This is a genomic window from Corynebacterium sp. HMSC064E10, from assembly GCF_001812505.1.
GTDB classification, from domain to species: Bacteria; Actinomycetota; Actinomycetes; order Mycobacteriales; family Mycobacteriaceae; genus Corynebacterium; species Corynebacterium amycolatum.
This window is the reverse complement of the sequence record NZ_KV809173.1, coordinates 1,407,166-1,425,777: the sequence shown is the minus strand read 5'-3', so window position 1 is coordinate 1,425,777 and position 18,612 is coordinate 1,407,166. Positions and strand designations below refer to the sequence as shown.

16 protein-coding genes and 2 tRNA genes are annotated in these 18,612 nt (G+C 57.5%); 11 read left to right on the top strand and 7 right to left on the bottom strand.

Translation table 11 applies throughout. The features are described from left to right. Positions 1-34 precede the first annotated feature (34 nt). The 5 genes from rsmG to rpmH form a co-directional block, all read right to left on the bottom strand. Positions 35-646, bottom strand: coding sequence for a 16S rRNA (guanine(527)-N(7))-methyltransferase RsmG (gene rsmG / locus HMPREF2860_RS08110; RefSeq protein WP_070628807.1), 612 nt, complete (start codon positions 644-646; stop codon positions 35-37). A gap of 344 nt (positions 647-990) precedes the next feature. After that, positions 991-2,139: a membrane protein insertase YidC gene (gene yidC / locus HMPREF2860_RS08105; RefSeq protein ID WP_049181947.1), complete on the bottom strand. Its 1,149-nt coding sequence runs from the start codon at positions 2,137-2,139 to the stop codon at positions 991-993. Between the two features lie 86 nt (positions 2,140-2,225). Beyond that, a complete protein-coding gene (gene yidD, locus HMPREF2860_RS10930) occupies positions 2,226-2,558 on the bottom strand; it encodes a membrane protein insertion efficiency factor YidD (protein ID WP_080972909.1) in 333 nt (110 codons plus the stop codon). Further along, a complete protein-coding gene (rnpA, locus tag HMPREF2860_RS08100) occupies positions 2,518-2,898 on the bottom strand; it encodes a ribonuclease P protein component (RefSeq protein ID WP_038627093.1) in 381 nt (126 codons plus the stop codon). The genes yidD and rnpA overlap by 41 nt, the downstream gene beginning before the upstream one ends. Before the next feature lie 20 nt (positions 2,899-2,918). Continuing rightward, positions 2,919-3,056, bottom strand: coding sequence for a 50S ribosomal protein L34 (gene rpmH, locus HMPREF2860_RS08095; RefSeq protein ID WP_005511646.1), 138 nt, complete (start codon positions 3,054-3,056; stop codon positions 2,919-2,921). A gap of 694 nt (positions 3,057-3,750) precedes the next feature. On the opposite strand from rpmH, the gene dnaA reads away from it, so the two are divergent. From dnaA to HMPREF2860_RS08060, 7 genes are all read left to right on the top strand, one after another. Further along, positions 3,751-5,499: a chromosomal replication initiator protein DnaA gene (gene dnaA / locus HMPREF2860_RS08090; RefSeq protein ID WP_038627095.1), complete on the top strand. Its 1,749-nt coding sequence runs from the start codon at positions 3,751-3,753 to the stop codon at positions 5,497-5,499. A gap of 513 nt (positions 5,500-6,012) precedes the next feature. After that, positions 6,013-7,203 carry a DNA polymerase III subunit beta gene (gene dnaN, locus HMPREF2860_RS08085; protein WP_005511615.1) on the top strand — a complete coding sequence of 397 codons (1,191 nt, stop codon included), beginning with the start codon at positions 6,013-6,015 and terminating at the stop codon, positions 7,201-7,203. Positions 7,204-7,212: 9 nt separating this feature from the next. Then, the gene (gene recF, locus HMPREF2860_RS08080; RefSeq protein WP_038627098.1) at positions 7,213-8,412 is read left to right on the top strand and encodes a DNA replication/repair protein RecF; all 1,200 of its coding nucleotides are present in this window, start codon (positions 7,213-7,215) and stop codon (positions 8,410-8,412) included. Between the two features lie 5 nt (positions 8,413-8,417). After that, entirely contained in the window at positions 8,418-9,080 is a 663-nt protein-coding gene (locus tag HMPREF2860_RS08075) for a DciA family protein (RefSeq protein WP_038627100.1), read from the top strand. A gap of 289 nt (positions 9,081-9,369) precedes the next feature. After that, the gene (gene gyrB / locus HMPREF2860_RS08070; protein WP_038627102.1) at positions 9,370-11,409 is read left to right on the top strand and encodes a DNA topoisomerase (ATP-hydrolyzing) subunit B; all 2,040 of its coding nucleotides are present in this window, start codon (positions 9,370-9,372) and stop codon (positions 11,407-11,409) included. Between the two features lie 74 nt (positions 11,410-11,483). After that, positions 11,484-12,392: an alpha/beta fold hydrolase gene (locus tag HMPREF2860_RS08065; protein WP_370643300.1), complete on the top strand. Its 909-nt coding sequence runs from the start codon at positions 11,484-11,486 to the stop codon at positions 12,390-12,392. A gap of 47 nt (positions 12,393-12,439) precedes the next feature. Continuing rightward, positions 12,440-14,392 (top strand): alkaline phosphatase family protein, encoded by a 1,953-nt coding sequence (locus HMPREF2860_RS08060; RefSeq protein WP_038627106.1) that lies wholly within the window; start codon positions 12,440-12,442, stop codon positions 14,390-14,392. A 13-nt stretch (positions 14,393-14,405) separates the two neighbouring features. On the opposite strand, the gene HMPREF2860_RS08055 is transcribed toward HMPREF2860_RS08060, so the two are convergent. Further along, a complete protein-coding gene (locus tag HMPREF2860_RS08055) occupies positions 14,406-14,744 on the bottom strand; it encodes a hypothetical protein (RefSeq protein ID WP_038627108.1) in 339 nt (112 codons plus the stop codon). Continuing rightward, positions 14,741-14,968 (bottom strand): CopG family transcriptional regulator, encoded by a 228-nt coding sequence (locus tag HMPREF2860_RS08050; protein WP_038627110.1) that lies wholly within the window; start codon positions 14,966-14,968, stop codon positions 14,741-14,743. The genes HMPREF2860_RS08055 and HMPREF2860_RS08050 overlap by 4 nt, the downstream gene beginning before the upstream one ends. 271 nt (positions 14,969-15,239) lie before the next feature. On the opposite strand from HMPREF2860_RS08050, the gene gyrA reads away from it, so the two are divergent. The 4 genes from gyrA (at position 15,240) to HMPREF2860_RS08030 (ending at position 18,474) form a co-directional block, all read left to right on the top strand. Continuing rightward, positions 15,240-17,756, top strand: coding sequence for a DNA gyrase subunit A (gyrA, locus tag HMPREF2860_RS08045; protein WP_235191283.1), 2,517 nt, complete (start codon positions 15,240-15,242; stop codon positions 17,754-17,756). A gap of 4 nt (positions 17,757-17,760) precedes the next feature. After that, a complete protein-coding gene (locus HMPREF2860_RS08040; protein WP_038627114.1) occupies positions 17,761-18,093 on the top strand; it encodes a DUF3566 domain-containing protein in 333 nt (110 codons plus the stop codon). A gap of 203 nt (positions 18,094-18,296) precedes the next feature. Beyond that, positions 18,297-18,370: transfer RNA gene (locus tag HMPREF2860_RS08035), tRNA-Ile, on the top strand. 31 nt (positions 18,371-18,401) lie between these two features. Further along, positions 18,402-18,474, top strand: a tRNA-Ala gene (locus HMPREF2860_RS08030). Positions 18,475-18,612: the final 138 nt, after the last annotated feature.

Below are 18,612 nucleotides of genomic sequence, written 5' to 3'. Positions count from 1 at the left end.
TCCGCAGTGGAGTAGGGGAAGTGGGGCTTACAGCCTACTTCTTCTGAATAATCACGGCGTACGTCGAGGTTCCCAACACGGATCCGCCGACCTCTACGACGCGAGGATTAATTCCCTTCGCCTTTGCAATAAGTTTTGCATCCCGATCGATTTCCTCTTGGGCAGTTCCACCCTTCAGTGCAACCATCGCGCCCCCGGATTTAACTAAAGGAAGCGACCATCCCGCCAACTTCCCCAGAGGGGCAACAGCGCGGGAGGTAACGACATCCACTTGGCCAATCTCAGCGCGAACCACTTTCTCCTCAGCACGCCCGCGAACTACCGTTACATTGTCCAGCTCAAGATCTTCCACAACTTCGTTCAAAAAGGTTGTGCGGCGCAGCAATGGTTCCACAAGCATGACCTTCAAATCCGGTCGTGCTAGAGCAAGTGGAATGCCGGGCAAGCCCGCCCCCGAACCAATATCCGCAACTACAAGCCCTTTGCCTATCGCTTCTCCAACTACCGCAGAATTGATAATGTGCCGATCCCACAGCTTTGGAGCTTCACGTGGTCCAATCAAACCTCGGACTGTCGCCTCCTCGGCCAACCATGAGTGGTAGCGGTATGCCCGATCGACATTCTCTCCAAACACGGTATCTATCATCGAACGCAGATCTGCATCGACCAAAACTGCGGAGGCTTCTTGCTTATCGACATCTTTCACGGAGTTACTCAACAGTTCCTCTAACCTTTCCAATGGGGCAGCTGTGCCGTCACTCGTCGAGCTTTTCAACACCCCTAGTGTACGACAGTGCAACAGCGATGTTTCACGTGAAACATTGACTGGGGATGGATGCCAAACTTGAGGCTCCAGAGAAAATTACAGATCTGTAATAACAGCGACGTTGTTTGCGTGGGAGGGGACTAAGGCAAACAAAAACGCCCCGCATTTGATGCGGGGCGTTCTGATTAATTAACTTATGTAGACGAAGCGTGGTGCTACTTCAGCTATTTCTTTTTGCGCTTCCGTTTCTTCCGATTCGCGGGCTTCTGTCCCGGCGCCGGCTTGGAAGCCGGACCCTGCTGTCCCTTCGCCGAATTACCATCTGGAAGGTGGCTAGAAGCCTTGTTCGCAGTAGAAGCCTCACCAGACTGCGACTGCTGCGCATTCTGCGCTGCCTGGCGCTTGCCACCCTTCTTGGGGTTGATTGGCTTCTGGCCAACCTTCGGAGCGAGCTTCTCCTGTGCCTCGCGCTTAGCAGCCTTCTTGGCTGCGACAGCTTCCTTCTCTTCCTCATCCAGCTTGCCAAAGATGTAGCGCTGCTGGAAGTAGGTCCACACGTTGTTAGTCACCATGTAGACAAGAAGACCGATGTGCCAGAAAGCACCGGTAACAAGAATCATGATTGGGAAGAACCAAAGCATCATCTTGTTCATCATGTCCATCTGCTGACCCATAGGGCCTTCCTGGCGCTTCACCAAGCCGGCTTCCTGGCGGGCACGGGTGCGCTCAACAGACATGCGAGCGTTGAAGTGCGTTGCCAGTGCCGCGACAACAATCAGCGGGATAGCAACAATCATGATGTCCATGCGGGTGAAGTCTGCAGGCGTACCAGGCACGGTAAAGGCTGCGTATTGATCCTCACCCATTCCAACCGAACTGGACAGTGGAGCATTGAGCACACGAGCCAGCAGGAAGGACCGCACCTCATCTACACCGAAGATGTAGTTAGGCGTATTCCAGTTCTGCTCCACCGACATGCCGAGCGCATTGCCCGACGTACCCGTTCGGTTAAACGAACGCAGCACGTGGAAAAGACCGATGAACACAGGCATCTGAACCAGAATCGGCAGACAGCCGCCGAGCGGGTTGACACCCATTTCCTTCTGTAGCTGGCGCATAGCAAGAGCCTGAGCCTGCTGATCATTCTTGTACTTCTCCTTGATCGCCTGCATCTCAGGAGCGAGCTGCTGCATCTTGATGGCAGAACGCTGCTGGTTCAGCATCGGCTTAAACAGGAGGATACGGATGGTGACCACAAGCAAAATAATGGCCAGCACCCACGAGATACCCGAGGAGGGATCGAATAGGAAACCTGAGGCCTTATGCCAGAACCACAGGATGGCCGAAATCGGCCAATACACGAAATTGAGCACGGTCTAAGATCACTCCGTTCTTTAGGGGGCAGCGCACTCGCGCCTTCGTCTACAAAGCCCGGTCAAAGGCTAAGCATTACTAGAGGTTACCTGTGCATTCGCTTTAACCACGAACCCAGGCCGGGGAATGTAGCTGGAACTGGATCCCAGCCGCCCGGATGCCAGGGTGCGCAACGGAAGATACGCAGGAGAGTCAGCCACAGGCCACGAATCGCTCCGAAGCGGCGCACGGCCTCAAGACCATATGCGGAGCACGTCGGTTCAAAACGACATGTGCTCGTTGGCTTCAGATTAGAGATACGACGGCGGTAGAAGAGAATCGCCCTCTCAGCCACACGTGCACCGGGGGCCTGGGCGAGGGGGCCGTCGTCAAGCGAATTAGCGCCGACGTTCGTATGTAGCGAGTGCCGATTGCACATCGTGGGACAGCTCCTGGCTGGTGGCTGTGGCAGAAGCGGGCAGCGCGCGAACGACAATGTCCATAGTGGACGGGAGATCCTGCGCGGCCGCGGCCATAACATGGCGGAGCTTGCGGGATACAGCGTGACGAGTCACGGCGTTGCCCACAGCTTTAGATACGACAAGACCGACACGTGGACCACCAAACCTGGCAATCTGCGTATCGGTCTTATCTCCACCGCCAGAAGCGGCGGTGTCACGAATATGCAAGACCAACGTCTTGCGTCCGATTCGGCGTCCACGTCGTACGGTGACCGTGAAGTCACGCGAAGAACGCAGCTTATTGCTCTGAGGGAGCACCGAAATCGGCGTCCTCTTACTTAAGCGGACAGGCGGGCACGGCCCTTGCTGCGGCGTGCTGCCACAACAGCGCGACCGGAACGGGTACGCATACGGGTACGGAAGCCGTGCACGCGTGCACGACGGCGGTTATTCGGCTGGAACGTCCGCTTCGACACGGTTGACACTCCTTGAAACTCAAACGACCACGAGTCCACGCTGAACACACCGCAGTAAACCTCTCGCTTTGAGTGCGAGGCAGCGATGCGTCTGACGCATTCCCGTGATGCACGGAAAAATTACTTACCGACAGAATGAAAGCTACAAGCGTTCTGTCGGGTCCAAGCACGAGCTCGGACTCATATCTCAATGGATATGAAACACCCAGATAGGTTACGTCGAATCGAGCGAGAAATTCAAATCAACACGCCGGATTTACCTGGAGAATCATTTTCCAAGTTTTCCAACGGTACCGATGTTGACCTGTGGAAATACTGACCTATGCACCGCAATCCACAGGGTGTTTATCCAATCAGCTGTGGATAACTTCCACACCATGAATCACAGCGAGCAGGGAAAATAACGTGTTTACCTAGGTAAACGCAGACTAGGGGGCTATTTTTCATTGTGGGCAAACTGTGGATAAACTGTTAGTCAATTAGCGACGATGTTTATCCACAGGTGTGGACAAACATGTGGAAGTCCTGCTCGGGGCGTATAGCACCTTGTGTAGAAACACCCCACAGGGCGAATTACAAGAAATAGCCCCCAAATGGGCAGATATGGCACTCTCGCCATGCCGAAAACACTCCACAAAAACAGGTCGCCTCGATAAATTTGATGAACGTAAACATGTAAAAGGACATTCACACAGTGAGCGAACAACCAGAATTGCCAGGTGGACTCTGGGAGCAGGTCGTTTCTATCCTGACTTCACCAGAAGGTGCGCCGGAGTTGGGTATTGCACCACTACGCTCGCCACACAAGGCACTGCTGCGGTCAGTGACGCACACTGGTGACTTTCCAGGTTTTTTCCTGCTCAGCACTCAATCGCCAGTGGTGCAGGCGCTGGTAAAAGAAGAGCTCAAGGGCATTATCGAGGCCGTCTTAGCTTCGCTGACCGGCGAGGAGTTGGAAACGGTCATCACCGTTGCTGATCCTGCTGACGACGCTGAAGATAGCCAGGCAGCAGAGGCCACTCAACCATCTGCACAGCACTCGAGACAGACCCCATCTGCAGCTTCGCGTCCGCAGCAGGCTCAGCGTCAACAGCCAAACCAGCAACACCAGCAGCAGTCTGGCCGTAACTACCCGTTCCCCAGTGCAGATACGAACGACTTCAATCTCCACGAGCAGCACCAGGGATCGACACAGATGCCACAAGTGCCGCAGACGCATCAGCCAAATGTCCATAATCAGCAAAGTGCCCAGTCACAGCACCGATCGATGGACGCCGTGGATTCAATGGCGCAGGGGCTTTCGCACTCATCTGCCGAGAATCCGATGACTATTGCTGATCAGCGCCAGGTCACAAGTCCTTTCCGCTCCGAGAGCCACGGCACTCCAACCGAGATGAGCATGCCTTTCGAGGAGCCAACCCTCAACCCGAACTACACCTTCGAGACCTTCGTTATTGGTCCGCAGAATAAGTTCGCCGCTGCAGCCGCCGTCGCTGTTGCGGAGTCTCCGGGGCGCACCTACAACCCGCTGTTTATCTCCGGCGGTTCGGGTCTTGGCAAGACGCACCTGCTCCACGGCATTGGTCACTACGCCAAGCATTTGTACCCTAACCTGCGGGTTCGTTACGTTTCCTCGGAAGAGTTCACCAACGACTTCATTAATTCCGTGCGTGACGACGCCCAAGAATCCTTCAAGCGTCGCTACCGCGATTTGGACATGCTCATCATCGATGACATCCAATTCTTGGAGGGCAAGGAAGGTACACAGGAAGAGTTCTTCCATACGTTCAATGCCCTGCACCAGTCCAATCACCAGATTGTGCTGTCGTCGGACCGCCCACCGCGGGAGCTTAAGACTCTGGAGGATCGCCTTCGTACCCGCTTCCAGTGGGGGCTCAATCCGGATCTGCAATACCCGGACTTGGAGACGCGAATCGCAATTCTGTCGAAGAAGGCACAGCTATCTGATCTGGTCGTTCCGCATGATGTACTCCAGTACATCGCGGAGAACACCTCGTCTTCTATTCGTGAGCTCGAGGGGCGTCTACTGCAGATTAGCGCTCATGCATCCATGATTCATGAGCCTGTGACCTTGAAGTTTGCACAGGAGATCCTCGGTGCCGACGAAATCGAGGTGCAGATTACTCCGGAGATCATCATCTCCACCACGGCTGAGTACTTCGACCTAACGGTTGCAGATTTAGTGGGCCCGGGTAAGACTCGCCCGGTCGCTCATGCACGCCAGATTGCGATGTACCTGACGAGGTCCTTCACCGAGCTTTCGTTGCCGTCGATTGGCCGGGAGTTCGGAAATCGTGACCATTCGACGGTTTTGCACGCTGAACGCAAGATTGTTAAGGAAATTCAGGAGAAGAAGCCCTCAAAGGACCAGGTCAACGACCTGACCACACGCATTCGAGATCGAGCTCGTGGAACGGCTTAAAAACCTTGGGTTCGGCGTGCGGAATTCTTGTTATTAACTGCGGTTTTTCCGTGCACAGAGCTGTGGACAACTCGTAAATTTTGTGGATGAAAGATGAAGTCCGAACACTATCCACAGACACCCCAAGTTATCCACAGTTAGGCGCACTGGTTATCCACAGCGCGAAACCAGTGAAGACCAGCGGGAATCATGTAATTTCACAATGTGCACACCCCCTATTACTACTCCCGACTTTAAAAATCTCTAGAAACTTCTAGATAAAAGGGGGCCTGCGCACAACCCCGGGCAAGCAACTTCTGGCGCACAACTTTAAAAATGCCAAGAACGAGTAAGAACTACGATTAAGCACTAGACGGACTACAAGAATCCCAGTGAGGTCTTTGGCAGTCTGCAGTAGAGTTGTACGATGGAATCTTTGTAACTCCAGTCATGTGTGCTGACATAGCACGCTGACAACACAAAAGACGGCTAATAAACGGCTAAAAACAGACATCCAATACCGGTGGAGGAACGATGGAGCAGACCGAAGTCCGTATTCGCGCGGCTAAGGACGATCTCGCGGGTGCGGTGAGCTGGGTTGCTCGTAACCTGCCTGCACGCCCGACTCAGCCGATTCTGCGTGGCATGATTTTTCTCGCGGATGACAATGGTCTGCAGCTCGCTGGCTATGACTACGAGGTCTCCACTCAGATTCGTATTAGCGCAGAGGTCGATGAGCCCGGTCGCTTCGCCGTCAATGGCAAGTTGGTTTCTGACATTGTTTCTAAGCTGCCGAATAAGCAGGTAGAGATGCACTTTGATGGCACGAAGGTCATCGTTCGCTGTGGTTCTTCCCGCTTCGAGCTGCCAAGTCTGACCTTGGAGGATTACCCGCAGCTACCGGAAGCTCCGGCTGCTACCGGCACTGTCGATGCCGCTCTGCTGGCCGAGGCTATTGGTCAGGTCGCTGTCGCTGCCGGCAAGGATGAGTCGCTGCCGATGCTGACCGGCATCCGGATGGAAACCGAAGGTAACGAGGTCACTCTCGCTGCCACCGACCGTTTCCGCCTGGCGGTTCGCAGTTTCGAGTGGGAGCAGGTTCCGGAGGGTGAGACCAAGCTGCTCATCCCGGCCAAGACCTTCGCGGAGACCGCCCGCACTCTCGATACCACTTCTAGCGAGCCAGTGACCTTGGCATTCGGCGACGGATCCGATGATCGTGAGGTCGGCTCCGAAGGCCTGCTGGCTATCCTCGCCGATCCTCGTCGCACTACCACGCGACTGCTGGACGCCGAGTTCCCGAAGTTCCGCCCGCTACTGCCGAAGCAGCATTCCTCCATGGCTGTTGCCCGTGTTGACCAGCTGCAGGATGCTATCCGTCGTGTGTCTCTGATGGCGGATCACGGTGCGCAGATTCGCATGGACTTCTCCGACGGTCAGGTTGTCCTTTCCGCTCATGGAGACGAGGTTGGTCACGCAGAAGAGACTGTGGCCTGCAACTTCTATGGTGAACCACTTCTGATTGCCTTCAACCCGCAGTACCTGCTCGAGGGGCTCAGCGCTGTTCGCTCCCATCGTGTTTTGCTGGGCTTTACGCAGCCGTCGCGTCCTGCGATTCTCATTCCGGAGCCGGAAGCCATTCCGGAGCTCGGTGAGGACGGCTTCTACCCAACGCCGGAGACCGACTTCACTTACCTGCTGATGCCTGTGCGCCTGCCGGGCTAGTCTGCGGCTATGCACATTCGGTATTTGTCCTTGCGGGACTTCCGCTCCTGGCCGGGGTTGGAAGTCGAGTTCACGCCTGGAATTACCGTATTTACCGGTCAAAATGGCTACGGCAAGACCAATATCGTCGAGGCCGTTGGGTATCTCTCCACGCTCGGTTCGCATCGAGTTTCTATGGATGCTCCGCTGGTTCGTTCGGGGACCCCGTTGGCACGCATTTCGGCGACGGCGGTCAATGATGGCCGCGAGCTGACTGCGCATCTGCTCATTAATCCGCATCGCGCGAATCAGGCGCAGATTAATCGCACGAGGCTGAAGTCCCCGCGGGAGCTGCTGGGGATCGTCAAGTCGGTCTTTTTCTCGCCCGAGGATCTCACGCTGGTTAAGGGCGAGCCCGCTTCCCGCCGCCGCTACATCGACGATTTGCTCGCTTTACGACGGCCACTGTCCGCCGGTATCCGCATTCAATATGACAAGATTTTGCGTCAGAAGAATGCGCTGCTGAAGTCGGCGGGCTCGACGCTGCGCCGTGGCTATTCTTCTTCGGAGGGGCAGGCCGCACTGAGCACGCTGGATACCTGGGATGCGCAATTGGCGCAGGTGGGAGCGGCGTTAATGGCTGCGCGCATAGATTTGATTGCCGAGCTTTCCGAACATGTCAGCGAGGCCTATGCCACGCTTGCCCCGCACTCGCGCCCAGCCACGATTGCCTATGCGCCGAAGGTCGACAGCCTGGATGGCGGGCCATTGCCCAGCGAACCGGAGCTGCTGGAGGCATTGCTGCTGACGAAGATGGCGGAGCGCCGCACCGCGGAGATTGAGCGCGGTTCCTGTCTCGTTGGTCCGCATCGCGATGATCTCGACCTCATTCTCGGCAATGACCCCGCCAAGGGCTTTGCTAGCCACGGCGAGACCTGGTCTTTTGCACTCGCGCTACGTCTCGGCGCGTACTTTTTGCTCCGTGCCGATGGTCCCGACCCGGTTTTGGTGCTTGACGACGTGTTTGCGGAGCTTGACCGGCATCGTCGGGAAGCTCTCATGGAAATCGCGCAGCAGGCTGAGCAGGTGTTAATCACCTCGGCGGTGGGAGAGGAGTTACCTCAGGCATTGGTCGAGGATTCTTCGGTGACTCATCACACGGTGACGGTGGCACAGACTGAGCAGGGGCGAATCTCGCTTCTGGATGAAAAACCAGTCGCGGAAGAGTGACGGGTATGGTCGAGAACATGGAGTCGGATAACTCACCGGAAGAGGAAAACGACCTGATCAGCGACGCTTTCTTCCGCATGCGCGATGCCGCTAAAGAGGGCGGTCACAAGTTACCGAATCTCCAGCGGCCACCGAAGAAGAAGGGCTCGTGGTCTGGCCTCGATAGCCGTGTGCCTGTGAAGGCCGCGAAGGGGATTGTTGCGGACGTCGATAAGCAGCGGGCAGCGCAAGCAGTGGTGCGAGATCGTGCCGGTACGGTAATTTCGCCGAGCCTGTTGAAGGAGGCGGGGATTCGGCTGTACCGGAAATATGACCGTCGACCTGCGCCGATTGGTGCGGTGCTGAATAAGGCAGTAGTTGATCGCGGTTGGCAGATCCATATTGCCCACGGTGTGATCATGACGGAGTGGGATTCGATGGTCGGCAAAGTTGTCGCGGAACACTCCGAGGTCAAGGAGTTCAAGGACGGCACTTTGGTGGTCGAGTGCCAATCGACAGCATGGGCAACACAGCTGCGGCTAGCACAGCGACAGGTTTTGAAGTCCATCGCGGAACGCGTCGGGGATGGGGTGGTTGAAGAAATTAAGGTGCTGGGGCCGAAAGCGCCGAATTGGCGCAAGGGCAAATTGCACATCGAGGGCCGAGGACCGCGTGATACTTACGGGTAAAGGTCGGTAAACGGTCTACGAATAGGCATCGGTATGCGTAAAACTGCGAAATTTGGTCCTTTGAGCGCATCGGCTATATCCACAGTAGGGGACTACGTTGGGGTAAGATGGGCAGGAGAATACCGGCAGGCGGTTCTTGAGACGTTATCGGCATCCAAACTAGCCAGACCTATCTAGTAGTCCTATGTAGTTCTGGCTGGCGCCGATAGCGCTTGACCGCTGGCCTATTTTTCGCGCGCTGACGAATGTTGCGCGGGGAGAGAACCAAGAATAGGAGACGCGCCGAATCGTGGCTGCTACCGAACATCAATATGACGCCTCATCGATTACCATCCTCGAGGGCCTCGAGGCCGTGCGTAAGCGGCCGGGTATGTACATTGGCTCGACTGGTGAGCGTGGCTTGCACCACCTGGTGTGGGAGGTTGTAGACAACTCCGTCGACGAGGCGATGGCGGGTTATGCCACCGATGTTGAGGTCACTCTGCTGGAAGACGGCGGCGTTCAGGTCCGCGATAACGGCCGTGGTATTCCTGTCGAAATGCACCCGTCGGGCATGCCGACGGTGCAGGTGGTTATGACTCAGCTGCACGCCGGCGGCAAGTTTGACTCCGAGTCCTACGCTGTTTCCGGTGGTCTGCACGGTGTGGGTATTTCGGTGGTTAACGCGCTGTCGACGCGTATGGAAACCGAGGTCATCCGCGATGGCTACACCTGGTACCAGAACTTCGACCAGGCAGTTCCGGAAGAAATTGTCCGCGGTAAAAAGACTCGTGGTTCGGGTACCACGCAGCGTTTCTGGCCGGACCCGGAGATTTTTGAGACCACCGATTTCAAGTTCGACACCATTTCTCGCCGCCTGCGCGAGATGGCGTTTTTGAACAAGGGTCTGACCATCACGTTGGTGGACAAGCGTGTCTCCGAGGAGGAGCTCGAGGCTGAGGCTCTGGCGGAGCAGGCGGAGACCGAATCCGCTGAGATCGCCAAGGATGCGGCTGAAGAGCAGAAGGAGCAGGCAGAGAAGACCACCAAGCCGAAGGAGCGCCGCAAGGTCTTCCACTACCCGAATGGTCTGCGGGATTATGTCGAGACTTTGAACAAGTCGAAGAACATCATCCACCCGACCATCATTTCCTTCGATGCTGCAGGTGATGGCCACGAGGTCGAGATTGCCATGCAGTGGAACTCGGGTTACTCCGAGTCGGTGCACACCTTCGCCAACACCATTAACACCATTGAGGGTGGCACGCACGAAGAGGGCTTCCGTTCTGCGTTGACATCGCTGATGAACCGCTATGCGCGTGAGCACCGACTGTTGAAGGAGAAGGAAAACAACCTCTCTGGTGAGGACTGTCGTGAAGGCCTCGCTGCCGTGATTTCGGTGAAGGTCGCCGATCCACAGTTCGAGGGCCAGACAAAGACGAAGCTGGGTAACACCGAGGTGCGTTCTTTCGTCCAGCGCATGACCAATGAGCACATCGGTCACTGGCTGGAGGCCAATCCGGCTGAGGCTAAGGCCATTGTTAACAAGGCCATTGCTTCGGCGCATGCCCGTCAGGCGGCTCGTAAGGCCCGCGACCTGGTGCGTCGTAAGTCCGCGACCGATCTTGGCGGTCTTCCGGGTAAGTTGGCGGACTGCCGTTCGAAGGACCCGAAGCAGTCCGAGCTGTTCATCGTGGAGGGTGACTCCGCAGGTGGTTCTGCAAAGGCAGGCCGAAACTCGCTGTTCCAGGCCATTTTGCCGCTGCGCGGTAAGATTTTGAACGTCGAGAAGGCGCGCCTGGATAAGACGCTGAAGAATAACGAGGTCCAGGCCATTATTACGGCGCTGGGCACCGGTATTCACGACGAGTTCGATATCGAAAAGCTGCGCTACCACAAGATTGTGCTGATGGCCGATGCCGACGTCGATGGTCAGCACATTGCCACGCTGCTACTGACGCTGCTGTTCCGCCTGATGCGTCCGCTGATTGATGAAGGGCACGTCTACCTCGCTCAGCCACCGCTGTACAAGCTCAAGTGGGCCAAGGGCGAGCCGGGCTACGCCTACTCAGATGCTGAGCGCGATCAGCTGCTGGAAGAGGGGCTGGCCGCCAACCGCAAGATCAACAAGGACGATGGTGTCCAGCGCTACAAGGGTCTCGGTGAGATGAACGCCGCCGAGCTGTGGGATACCACCATGGATCCGGATCACCGCGTGCTGCGTAAGGTCGCCCTCGAGGACGCACAGAAGGCCGATGAACTGTTCACCATTCTGATGGGCGATGACGTCGCTTCACGACGTTCGTTCATTACCCGTAATGCGAAGGACGTTCGCTTCCTCGACGTCTAAGCCGATACCTAGTCTAGTTATCGGCTTGTCGGTTCCCCTGACAAAACCTCAGTTCAGCCATTAATGTTTATGAAATGGAAGATACTCGAGGAAGCATGGTCAACGGGGAACCGCCAGTCGAGCCACGTATTGTGCAGGAGACATTGCCCGATGGCTCCGTGACCCCGATGGCGCTTCGGACTCCCGAAGGTACGCCTCGGGGCATTGTCGTTATTTGGCCGGGTTTTGGCATGGGGGCTCGCTATTACCGGCCAATTGCCCAAGAGTTGCAGCGCCGAGGGTTTTGCGTCCTGACCTCGGAGTTACGCGGCCAGGGTAACCAGACGGCGGTAGCCACCCGCCGTCACAACTGGGGCTACCAGGATCTTGCCTCGGTGGATTACCCGTTGGCCGTGGCGCGGGCCCGCAAGGAGTTTGACCACCTCGCGGCAGGGGAGAGCACAGGGGAGAAGTTACCCGTTTACTTGCTGTGTCATTCCATGGGCGGTCAGATTGCCTCGCTGTATCTGGCCCGACCGGAAGCGGACGTGGCTGGTGTTGTGATGGTTGGCTCCGGTACCCCGCACTACAAGTGTTTTACTGGCAACGAGTACAAGCGGCTTCGCTACGGCGCACCGTTTATGCAGGTAGTGTCCCAGATTCTGGGTTATTGGCCAGCGGGCAGGTTTGATGTGGCCGGCTACGGCCGACAGGCCCGTAACCATGTGGTGGAGTGGGCGCGATTCTCGCGCACGGGTCTCCTGCGACCGCGCGGTGCGGACATCGACTATGCCGCTGAGATGCCTAAGGTGACCACCCCGGCGCTGCTGCTGAACTGTGGCGGTGACCGTGACTGCCCGGCGGAGTCGGCGCAGGCATTGGCGCGGATGTTGCCGAATTCGGCGAAGTACGAGTTCATTGAGCAGCGCCTGGGACATAACCGATGGGCGCGTGAGCCGCAGGCTGTGGTTGACCGCTTCGAGCGGTTCATTGAGGAAATTTAAACCGCAATTTTCCAACCTGTAATCTGCGCTTCTTAACGTAGATACTTATGGCAACATCACCTAAAAAAATATCTGAATTTTCCCGTCGGCACTTCCTGCAGACCGCCGCAGGAGTCGGTGCCGTCACCGCTGCGAGCACGCTGCTGCCACCATCACTGCGCCACGCGCTCGCGCAGCCCCGACCGGCTGGCTCTCTTGATCAAATTGAGCACGTAGTCGTGTTGATGCAGGAAAACCGCTCTTTTGATCACTACTTCGGCACGCTCCGAGGTGTGCGAGGGTACAAAGACAACTCCGCTTTACCGGGTGTCTTCAACCAGAGTGGGGTCAGTCCATATCTAATCCGCAACGCCGCTAATCGCGGTGATCTCTCGGTGGAGTACATCGCAAGTCTGCCGCACGGTTGGGAAGACGGGCAGGTTGCACTAAACGGCGGCCGCTGTAACGGCTGGATCGAGGCCAAGGGTAAGGGCACGATGGCCTGCTATGACCGCCAGGACATTGCGTTCCAATTCGCTCTCGCAGAGACGTTCACCATCTGCGATGGTTACTTTTCCTCGATGCCTACGTCGACAAGCCCGAACCGCAACTACCTGTTTTCGGGTGACACCCGAAAGGAACCGTGGGGGACTGGAGCGGTTGGCAATGCGGCGTACGAGCCGACGCACCCGGGGTATAAGTGGCGCACTTATGCCGAGGAGCTCACGGAGGCAGGGGTGCCGTGGCGCGTCTACCAGGAGTGGGATAACTACACGGACAACAATTTGGATTTCTTCGCCGCGTTTCGAAATATTGGCCGCAAGGTCATTCGTGAGGCCGGACTGCCGGGACTCGATTTAACCGGTTTTTATGAGCTGCTTACTGCACTCGGCGATGGGATGTCGCCAACTACAGAGCAACAGGAGATGGTCAATCGCCTGAATGCCGCTGTGGAGAAGCTGCCTGACGCGGAACGGGATCTCTATGATCGCGCGCTGCACCGCCGCCAGCCGGGCACGCTAGCCGACGCTTTCCGACGGGATGTTGAATCCGGGAAGCTGCCAAAGGTGTCCTGGATTGTGCCTTCGGCCGCGGAAAGTGAGCATCCGGGAGCGTCCTCGCCAATTCAGTCGGCGAATATCACCTATCGTCTGTTGGATGCGTTGGCCTCCAATCCGGAAGTGTGGGCCAAGACAGTTTTCCTGATTAACTTTGACGAGTTTGATGGTTACTTCGATCATGTGGTGCCGCCGCTGCCGCCAAAGAATGAGCCGGGGGAGTGGTACCTGGGCAAGCCGAAGGGGCTCGGTTTCCGCGTCCCGATGACTGTCATTTCACCATGGTCGGTGGGTGGTCTGGTTTCTTCGGAGGTCTTCGATCACACTTCGGTGATTCGCTTTCTGGAGCAGGTCACTGGCGTGAACTGTGGAAACATCACTGATTGGCGTCGTCGAGTCTGTGGTGATTTGGTATCCACGCTGGACTTCTCGGCATCGGCGGGAATGCAGCTTCCAGAGCAGCCGGGGCCAGCACCGGAGTTTGTGAAGCGCTGGGAGGCGGAGCCGGCCGGTGACTATCCAGTGCAGGAGTCCGAGCAGGCGACCGCGCTGCCAACACCGTACCGGCTTCACGCCTACCTTAAAGACGGCAACCTTGTGCTGGTCAACGACGGTTCCCGTGAGGCTGTTTTCGCTGTTTACAGTGGTAACAAGGTAGAGCACCACACCGTGCTCGGCACATTAGAGCTGCGAATTGGACTTCTAGACCGCGAACTTACCGTGTGCGGCCCGGACCGCTTCCTGCGTGTGTTCAGCAAGACGGCGAAGGAGTTGCCGGAGGTCACTTTGGAGCACGTGGCGGGACGTGTTCTCGTCGGCGGGCAGGACCGAACGGCTGATTATGTCCGTGATGGCTGGTACGAGGTCGAGCTGACTGAAGGTGAGGCCACGGCGTATTACACGGGTCGACTGGAGTCCGGTAATCGCATTCCGACGAGCCCGTTCACCCGGAAAATCGACTAGGCCGCGTCTTTGGCTAAATGCCGCTTTTGACCAGTTTCCATGTCTCTGTGAATGACACTTCTTCGCCATTAGTGGTGAGGAGTATGTGCGCAAGTAGTGCGCCCAGCGCGGTGTTTCCGAAACTCAGTGGTTTCACGTGAAACGTTGCGTAAGCGACCGCTTGTGCAGCCGCAGAAACCGTGGGAAAGCTGCGGTGACCAGCAATGACACCTGAGCTGGCGGCAGCAATGGCGCTGATTGCCCATGGTCGCACAAGCGTAGCGTCAGCCAATTCCGGCACTTTGGCCACCAGTTCGTCGGTAGCCGCCAGGATTGCGGCCTCGCTGGGAGGCTGAACTTGGGGCGCACTCATTCCTCTGCTCCCCGGGGGCTCGGGGAGCTCAACTTTCGCAGCAGCGCCATGTCGGTATCAATCACACTTGCGGTGATTTCCCTGGCCTGGCCTTGTTGAAGGGCTCTCGCGGCGGCAGATTCAATGGCGCGAATGACGGCCTCGTGTTTGGATACGCCCTCCATTTGCGCCAGCAGCGCCAGGGCGGTGTCCTGTTCTTTCGTGAGCCTTAAGGTCATCGCCATCGTGCACTTGCTCCTTGCTACCTAGCCGCGCTTCCTAACTGCGCTGGTTTGTTTCCGCTATCAGGCTTGAAAACCAAGTATTTGATACCACAATGGTATCGAAAAGTTGCGCACGGCGTCGTAAAACGGGTTCTAAAGCCCTGTAGAATGGATGCGAACCTCTTTTAAGTAAAGGAAGCAGTCATTGAGCGACGATAACAACAACGACGGCTCATCCTTCGGAAGTGGAGTATTGGGCCACCAGGTTCGCCCGATCGACATCAATGAAGAGATGCAGTCGAGCTATATCGACTACGCCATGAGCGTGATTGTTGGCCGTGCGCTGCCGGAGATCCGAGACGGTCTGAAGCCGGTGCACCGCCGCATTCTCTACGCCATGTTCGACAACGGCTACCGCCCGGAGCGCGGTTATGTGAAGTCCGCTAAGCCGGTTTCGGACACGATGGGTAACTACCACCCGCACGGCGACAGCGCTATTTACGACACCATGGTGCGCATGGCGCAGCCGTGGTCCATGCGCTATCCGCTTGTCGACGGTCAGGGTAACTTCGGCTCCCGCGGTGACGACGGCCCCGCAGCTATGCGTTACACCGAGGCCCGTCTGACGCCGTTGGCCATGGAAATGGTGCGCGACATTCGCGAAAACACTGTCGATTTCCAGCCGAATTACGACGGTCGTACGACAGAGCCTGTGATTCTGCCGTCGCGTGTCCCGCAGCTGTTGATGAACGGTTCCGGCGGTATTGCCGTCGGTATGGCCACCAACATCCCACCGCACAACCTTCGTGAGGTCGCGGATGCCATTAACTGGTGCCTGGACAACCCGGAGGCGGATGAAAAGACCACGCTGGATGCGGTCATGGAGCGCATCAAGGGCCCGGATTTCCCAACTGCCGCCCAAATCGTCGGCGATAAGGGCATCAAGGAGGCCTACACCACCGGCCGTGGCTCGATCCGCATGCGCGGTGTGACCTCGATTGAGCAGGAGGGCACTCGTCAGTCGATTGTCATCACTGAGCTGCCGTACCAGGTCAACCCGGACCGCATGATTGCCAACATTGCAGATCAGGTCAAGGACGGGCGTCTGCAGGGCATTGCCTCGATTGATGACGAATCCGATCTGAAGTGGGGCATGCGCATCGTCGTCAAGCTCAAGCGCGACGCCGTACCGCGTGTGGTGCTGAACAACCTGTACAAGCACTCCCAGCTGCAGACCAGCTTCGGCGCGAACATGCTCGCCATCGTTGACGGTGTGCCGCGTACGCTGCGTATTGACCAGATGGTGACGCTGTACGTCGCCCACCAGATTGAGGTCATTGTTCGACGGACCCAGTTCCGCCTGGACGAGAAGGAAAAGCGTGCCCATATCCTGCGCGGCCTGGTCAAGGCCCTGGATATGTTGGACGAGGTCATCGCCCTGATTCGCCGGTCTGCCACGGTCGATACCGCGCGTACGGGCCTGATGGGTCTGCTCGACATCGACGAGATTCAGGCTGACGCCATCCTGGCGATGCAGCTGCGTCGCCTGGCTGCCCTGGAGCGCCAGAAGATTATCGACGAGTTGGCTGAGATCGAGCTCGAGATCGCCGACCTGAAGGACATCCTGGCCAGCCCGGAGCGCCAGCGCGCCATTGTCAAGGAAGAACTGACCGAGGTAGTGGAGAAGTACGGCGATGACCGTCGTACCCAGATCGTGGCCGCCGAGGGCGACGTCACCGAAGAGGACCTCATCGCCCGCGAAAACGTGGTTGTGACCATTACCTCCACGGGCTACGCCAAGCGCACCAAGGTCGATGCCTACAAGGCCCAGCGCCGTGGTGGCAAGGGCGTTCGCGGCGCGGATCTGAAGCAGGACGACATTGTCCGCCACTTCTTCGTCTGCTCCACGCACGACTGGATTCTGTTCTTCACCAACAAGGGGCGCGTCTACCGCCTCAAGGCCTACGAACTGCCGGAGGCCACTCGCGCTGCCCGCGGCCAGCATGTCGCCAATCTGCTGGAGTTCCAGCCGGAGGAGCGTATCGCCGAGGTGCTGCAGATTCAGAGCTACCAGGACAGCCCGTACCTGGTGCTGGCCACCAGCGAGGGCAAGGTCAAGAAGTCTCGCCTGGAGGACTACGAGTCCGCTCGTTCCGCTGGCCTAATTGCCATCAACCTGCGCGAAGGCGACTCCCTCATCGGTGCTCGTCTGTGCTCTTCGGACGATGACCTGCTGCTCGTCTCCGAGCGCGGCCAGGCCATTCGCTTCACTGCCTCCGACGACGCACTGCGCCCGATGGGGCGCGCCACTGCTGGTGTTCAGGGTATGCGCTTCAAGGGCGACGACAAGCTGCTCAGCATGGTCGTGGTCGAGGAAGAGCACAACCTGCTGGTCGCCACGACTGGCGGCTTCGGCAAGAAGACCAAGCTCAGCGAGTACACCCCGCAGAACCGCGGTGGTATGGGCGTGCTGACGCTCAAGTACGACCCGAAGCGTGGACCGTTGATGGGCGCCCTGGTGGTCGACAACGACGACGAAATCTTCGCTGTCACCTCCGCCGGCGACATCATCCGCACCAACGTCAACGAGATTCGCGCCACCTCGCGTGCCACCAAGGGCGTGCGCCTGGTCAACCTCGCTGATGGCGTGGAACTGCTGGCTATCGACCGCAATGTTGAGGATGAGGGTGAGGAGACCGCTTCCAAGGTCTCTGAGGCCGGAACCCTGGACGTAGTCCCGAAGCGCACCGGCGCCACCAAGAGCACCGGCGCCGCCGAGTCCGGTGACTCGGAGGCGGAGAAGGAGTAAGCGCATGGCCGAAACTAACTTGGTAGTCGACAAGGTGAGTCCCTGGTCCGCCATGCGCATTACGGCGGCCACTGGCTTCATTGGCTTCCTCGTCTGGCTTGCCGCGGTTGGCCTGCTCTACCTCTTGCTCTCCGGGATGGGATTGCTCGCTCCGATTAGTGAAATGATTGGCGGGGAGGATTCCATCAGCGCGGGTCTTGTCCTTGGCCTGGCGGCCGCTGTAGGAGCGCTGTGGTGGGTGCTGTCGATTGGGTTCATGGCCCTCGGCGCGGTTATCTACAACGCGTGCGGCGGTCTCGTCGGAGGTCTCAAGATTTCGCTTGCCGACGACAGCTAGGCTGCCTAGTCTCCCGCTGGCCCCGGTGTCACCCCCGTTCGGTGGCTCCGGGGCCGCGTTGGTTCAGAGGTATTTTCAGTGACCTGGTTATGAAGTAGCCATAATGACTACTTAATGACTGCTTTTTAACTCAATATTTAGGCCTCTGAACAGGCGATTTGTGAAGTGTGATGGTTACGGGTTAAGTTATATCTCGTTCCACGGGGCCTATAGCTCAGGCGGTTAGAGCACTTCGCTGATAACGAAGGGGTCGGAGGTTCAAGTCCTCCTAGGCCCACTGCCGAACAAGGTATAATTGCTCGGTGTACGGGGCTTTAGCTCAATTGGTAGAGCACCTGCTTTGCAAGCAGGAGGTCAGGGGTTCGATTCCCCTAAGCTCCACAAGGAACAAAATCCCCCGGTCGTAAGACCGGGGGATTTTTTGCGTTTTGGGAATGTAGAAGGGGAGGGGTGAGTAAGGGGCAAGTAAAGAAAAGTGCGTCTTTCCCCCGGGGGAGGGGGGAGAGAATTTTTCCCGGG

Coding starts and splice junctions, on each gene's coding strand:
- rsmG (WP_070628807.1), bottom strand. CDS start 646: ATGATAGATACCGTGTTTGGAGAGAATGTCGATCGGGCATACCGCTAC.
- yidD (WP_080972909.1), bottom strand. CDS start 2,558: ATGTGCAATCGGCACTCGCTACATACGAACGTCGGCGCTAATTCGCTT.
- dnaN (WP_005511615.1), top strand. CDS start 6,013: ATGGAGCAGACCGAAGTCCGTATTCGCGCGGCTAAGGACGATCTCGCG.
- recF (WP_038627098.1), top strand. CDS start 7,213: ATGCACATTCGGTATTTGTCCTTGCGGGACTTCCGCTCCTGGCCGGGG.
- HMPREF2860_RS08075 (WP_038627100.1), top strand. CDS start 8,418: ATGGTCGAGAACATGGAGTCGGATAACTCACCGGAAGAGGAAAACGAC.
- HMPREF2860_RS08065 (WP_370643300.1), top strand. CDS start 11,484: ATGGAAGATACTCGAGGAAGCATGGTCAACGGGGAACCGCCAGTCGAG.
- HMPREF2860_RS08060 (WP_038627106.1), top strand. CDS start 12,440: ATGGCAACATCACCTAAAAAAATATCTGAATTTTCCCGTCGGCACTTC.
- HMPREF2860_RS08055 (WP_038627108.1), bottom strand. CDS start 14,744: ATGAGTGCGCCCCAAGTTCAGCCTCCCAGCGAGGCCGCAATCCTGGCG.
- HMPREF2860_RS08050 (WP_038627110.1), bottom strand. CDS start 14,968: ATGGCGATGACCTTAAGGCTCACGAAAGAACAGGACACCGCCCTGGCG.
- gyrA (WP_235191283.1), top strand. CDS start 15,240: ATGCAGTCGAGCTATATCGACTACGCCATGAGCGTGATTGTTGGCCGT.
- HMPREF2860_RS08040 (WP_038627114.1), top strand. CDS start 17,761: ATGGCCGAAACTAACTTGGTAGTCGACAAGGTGAGTCCCTGGTCCGCC.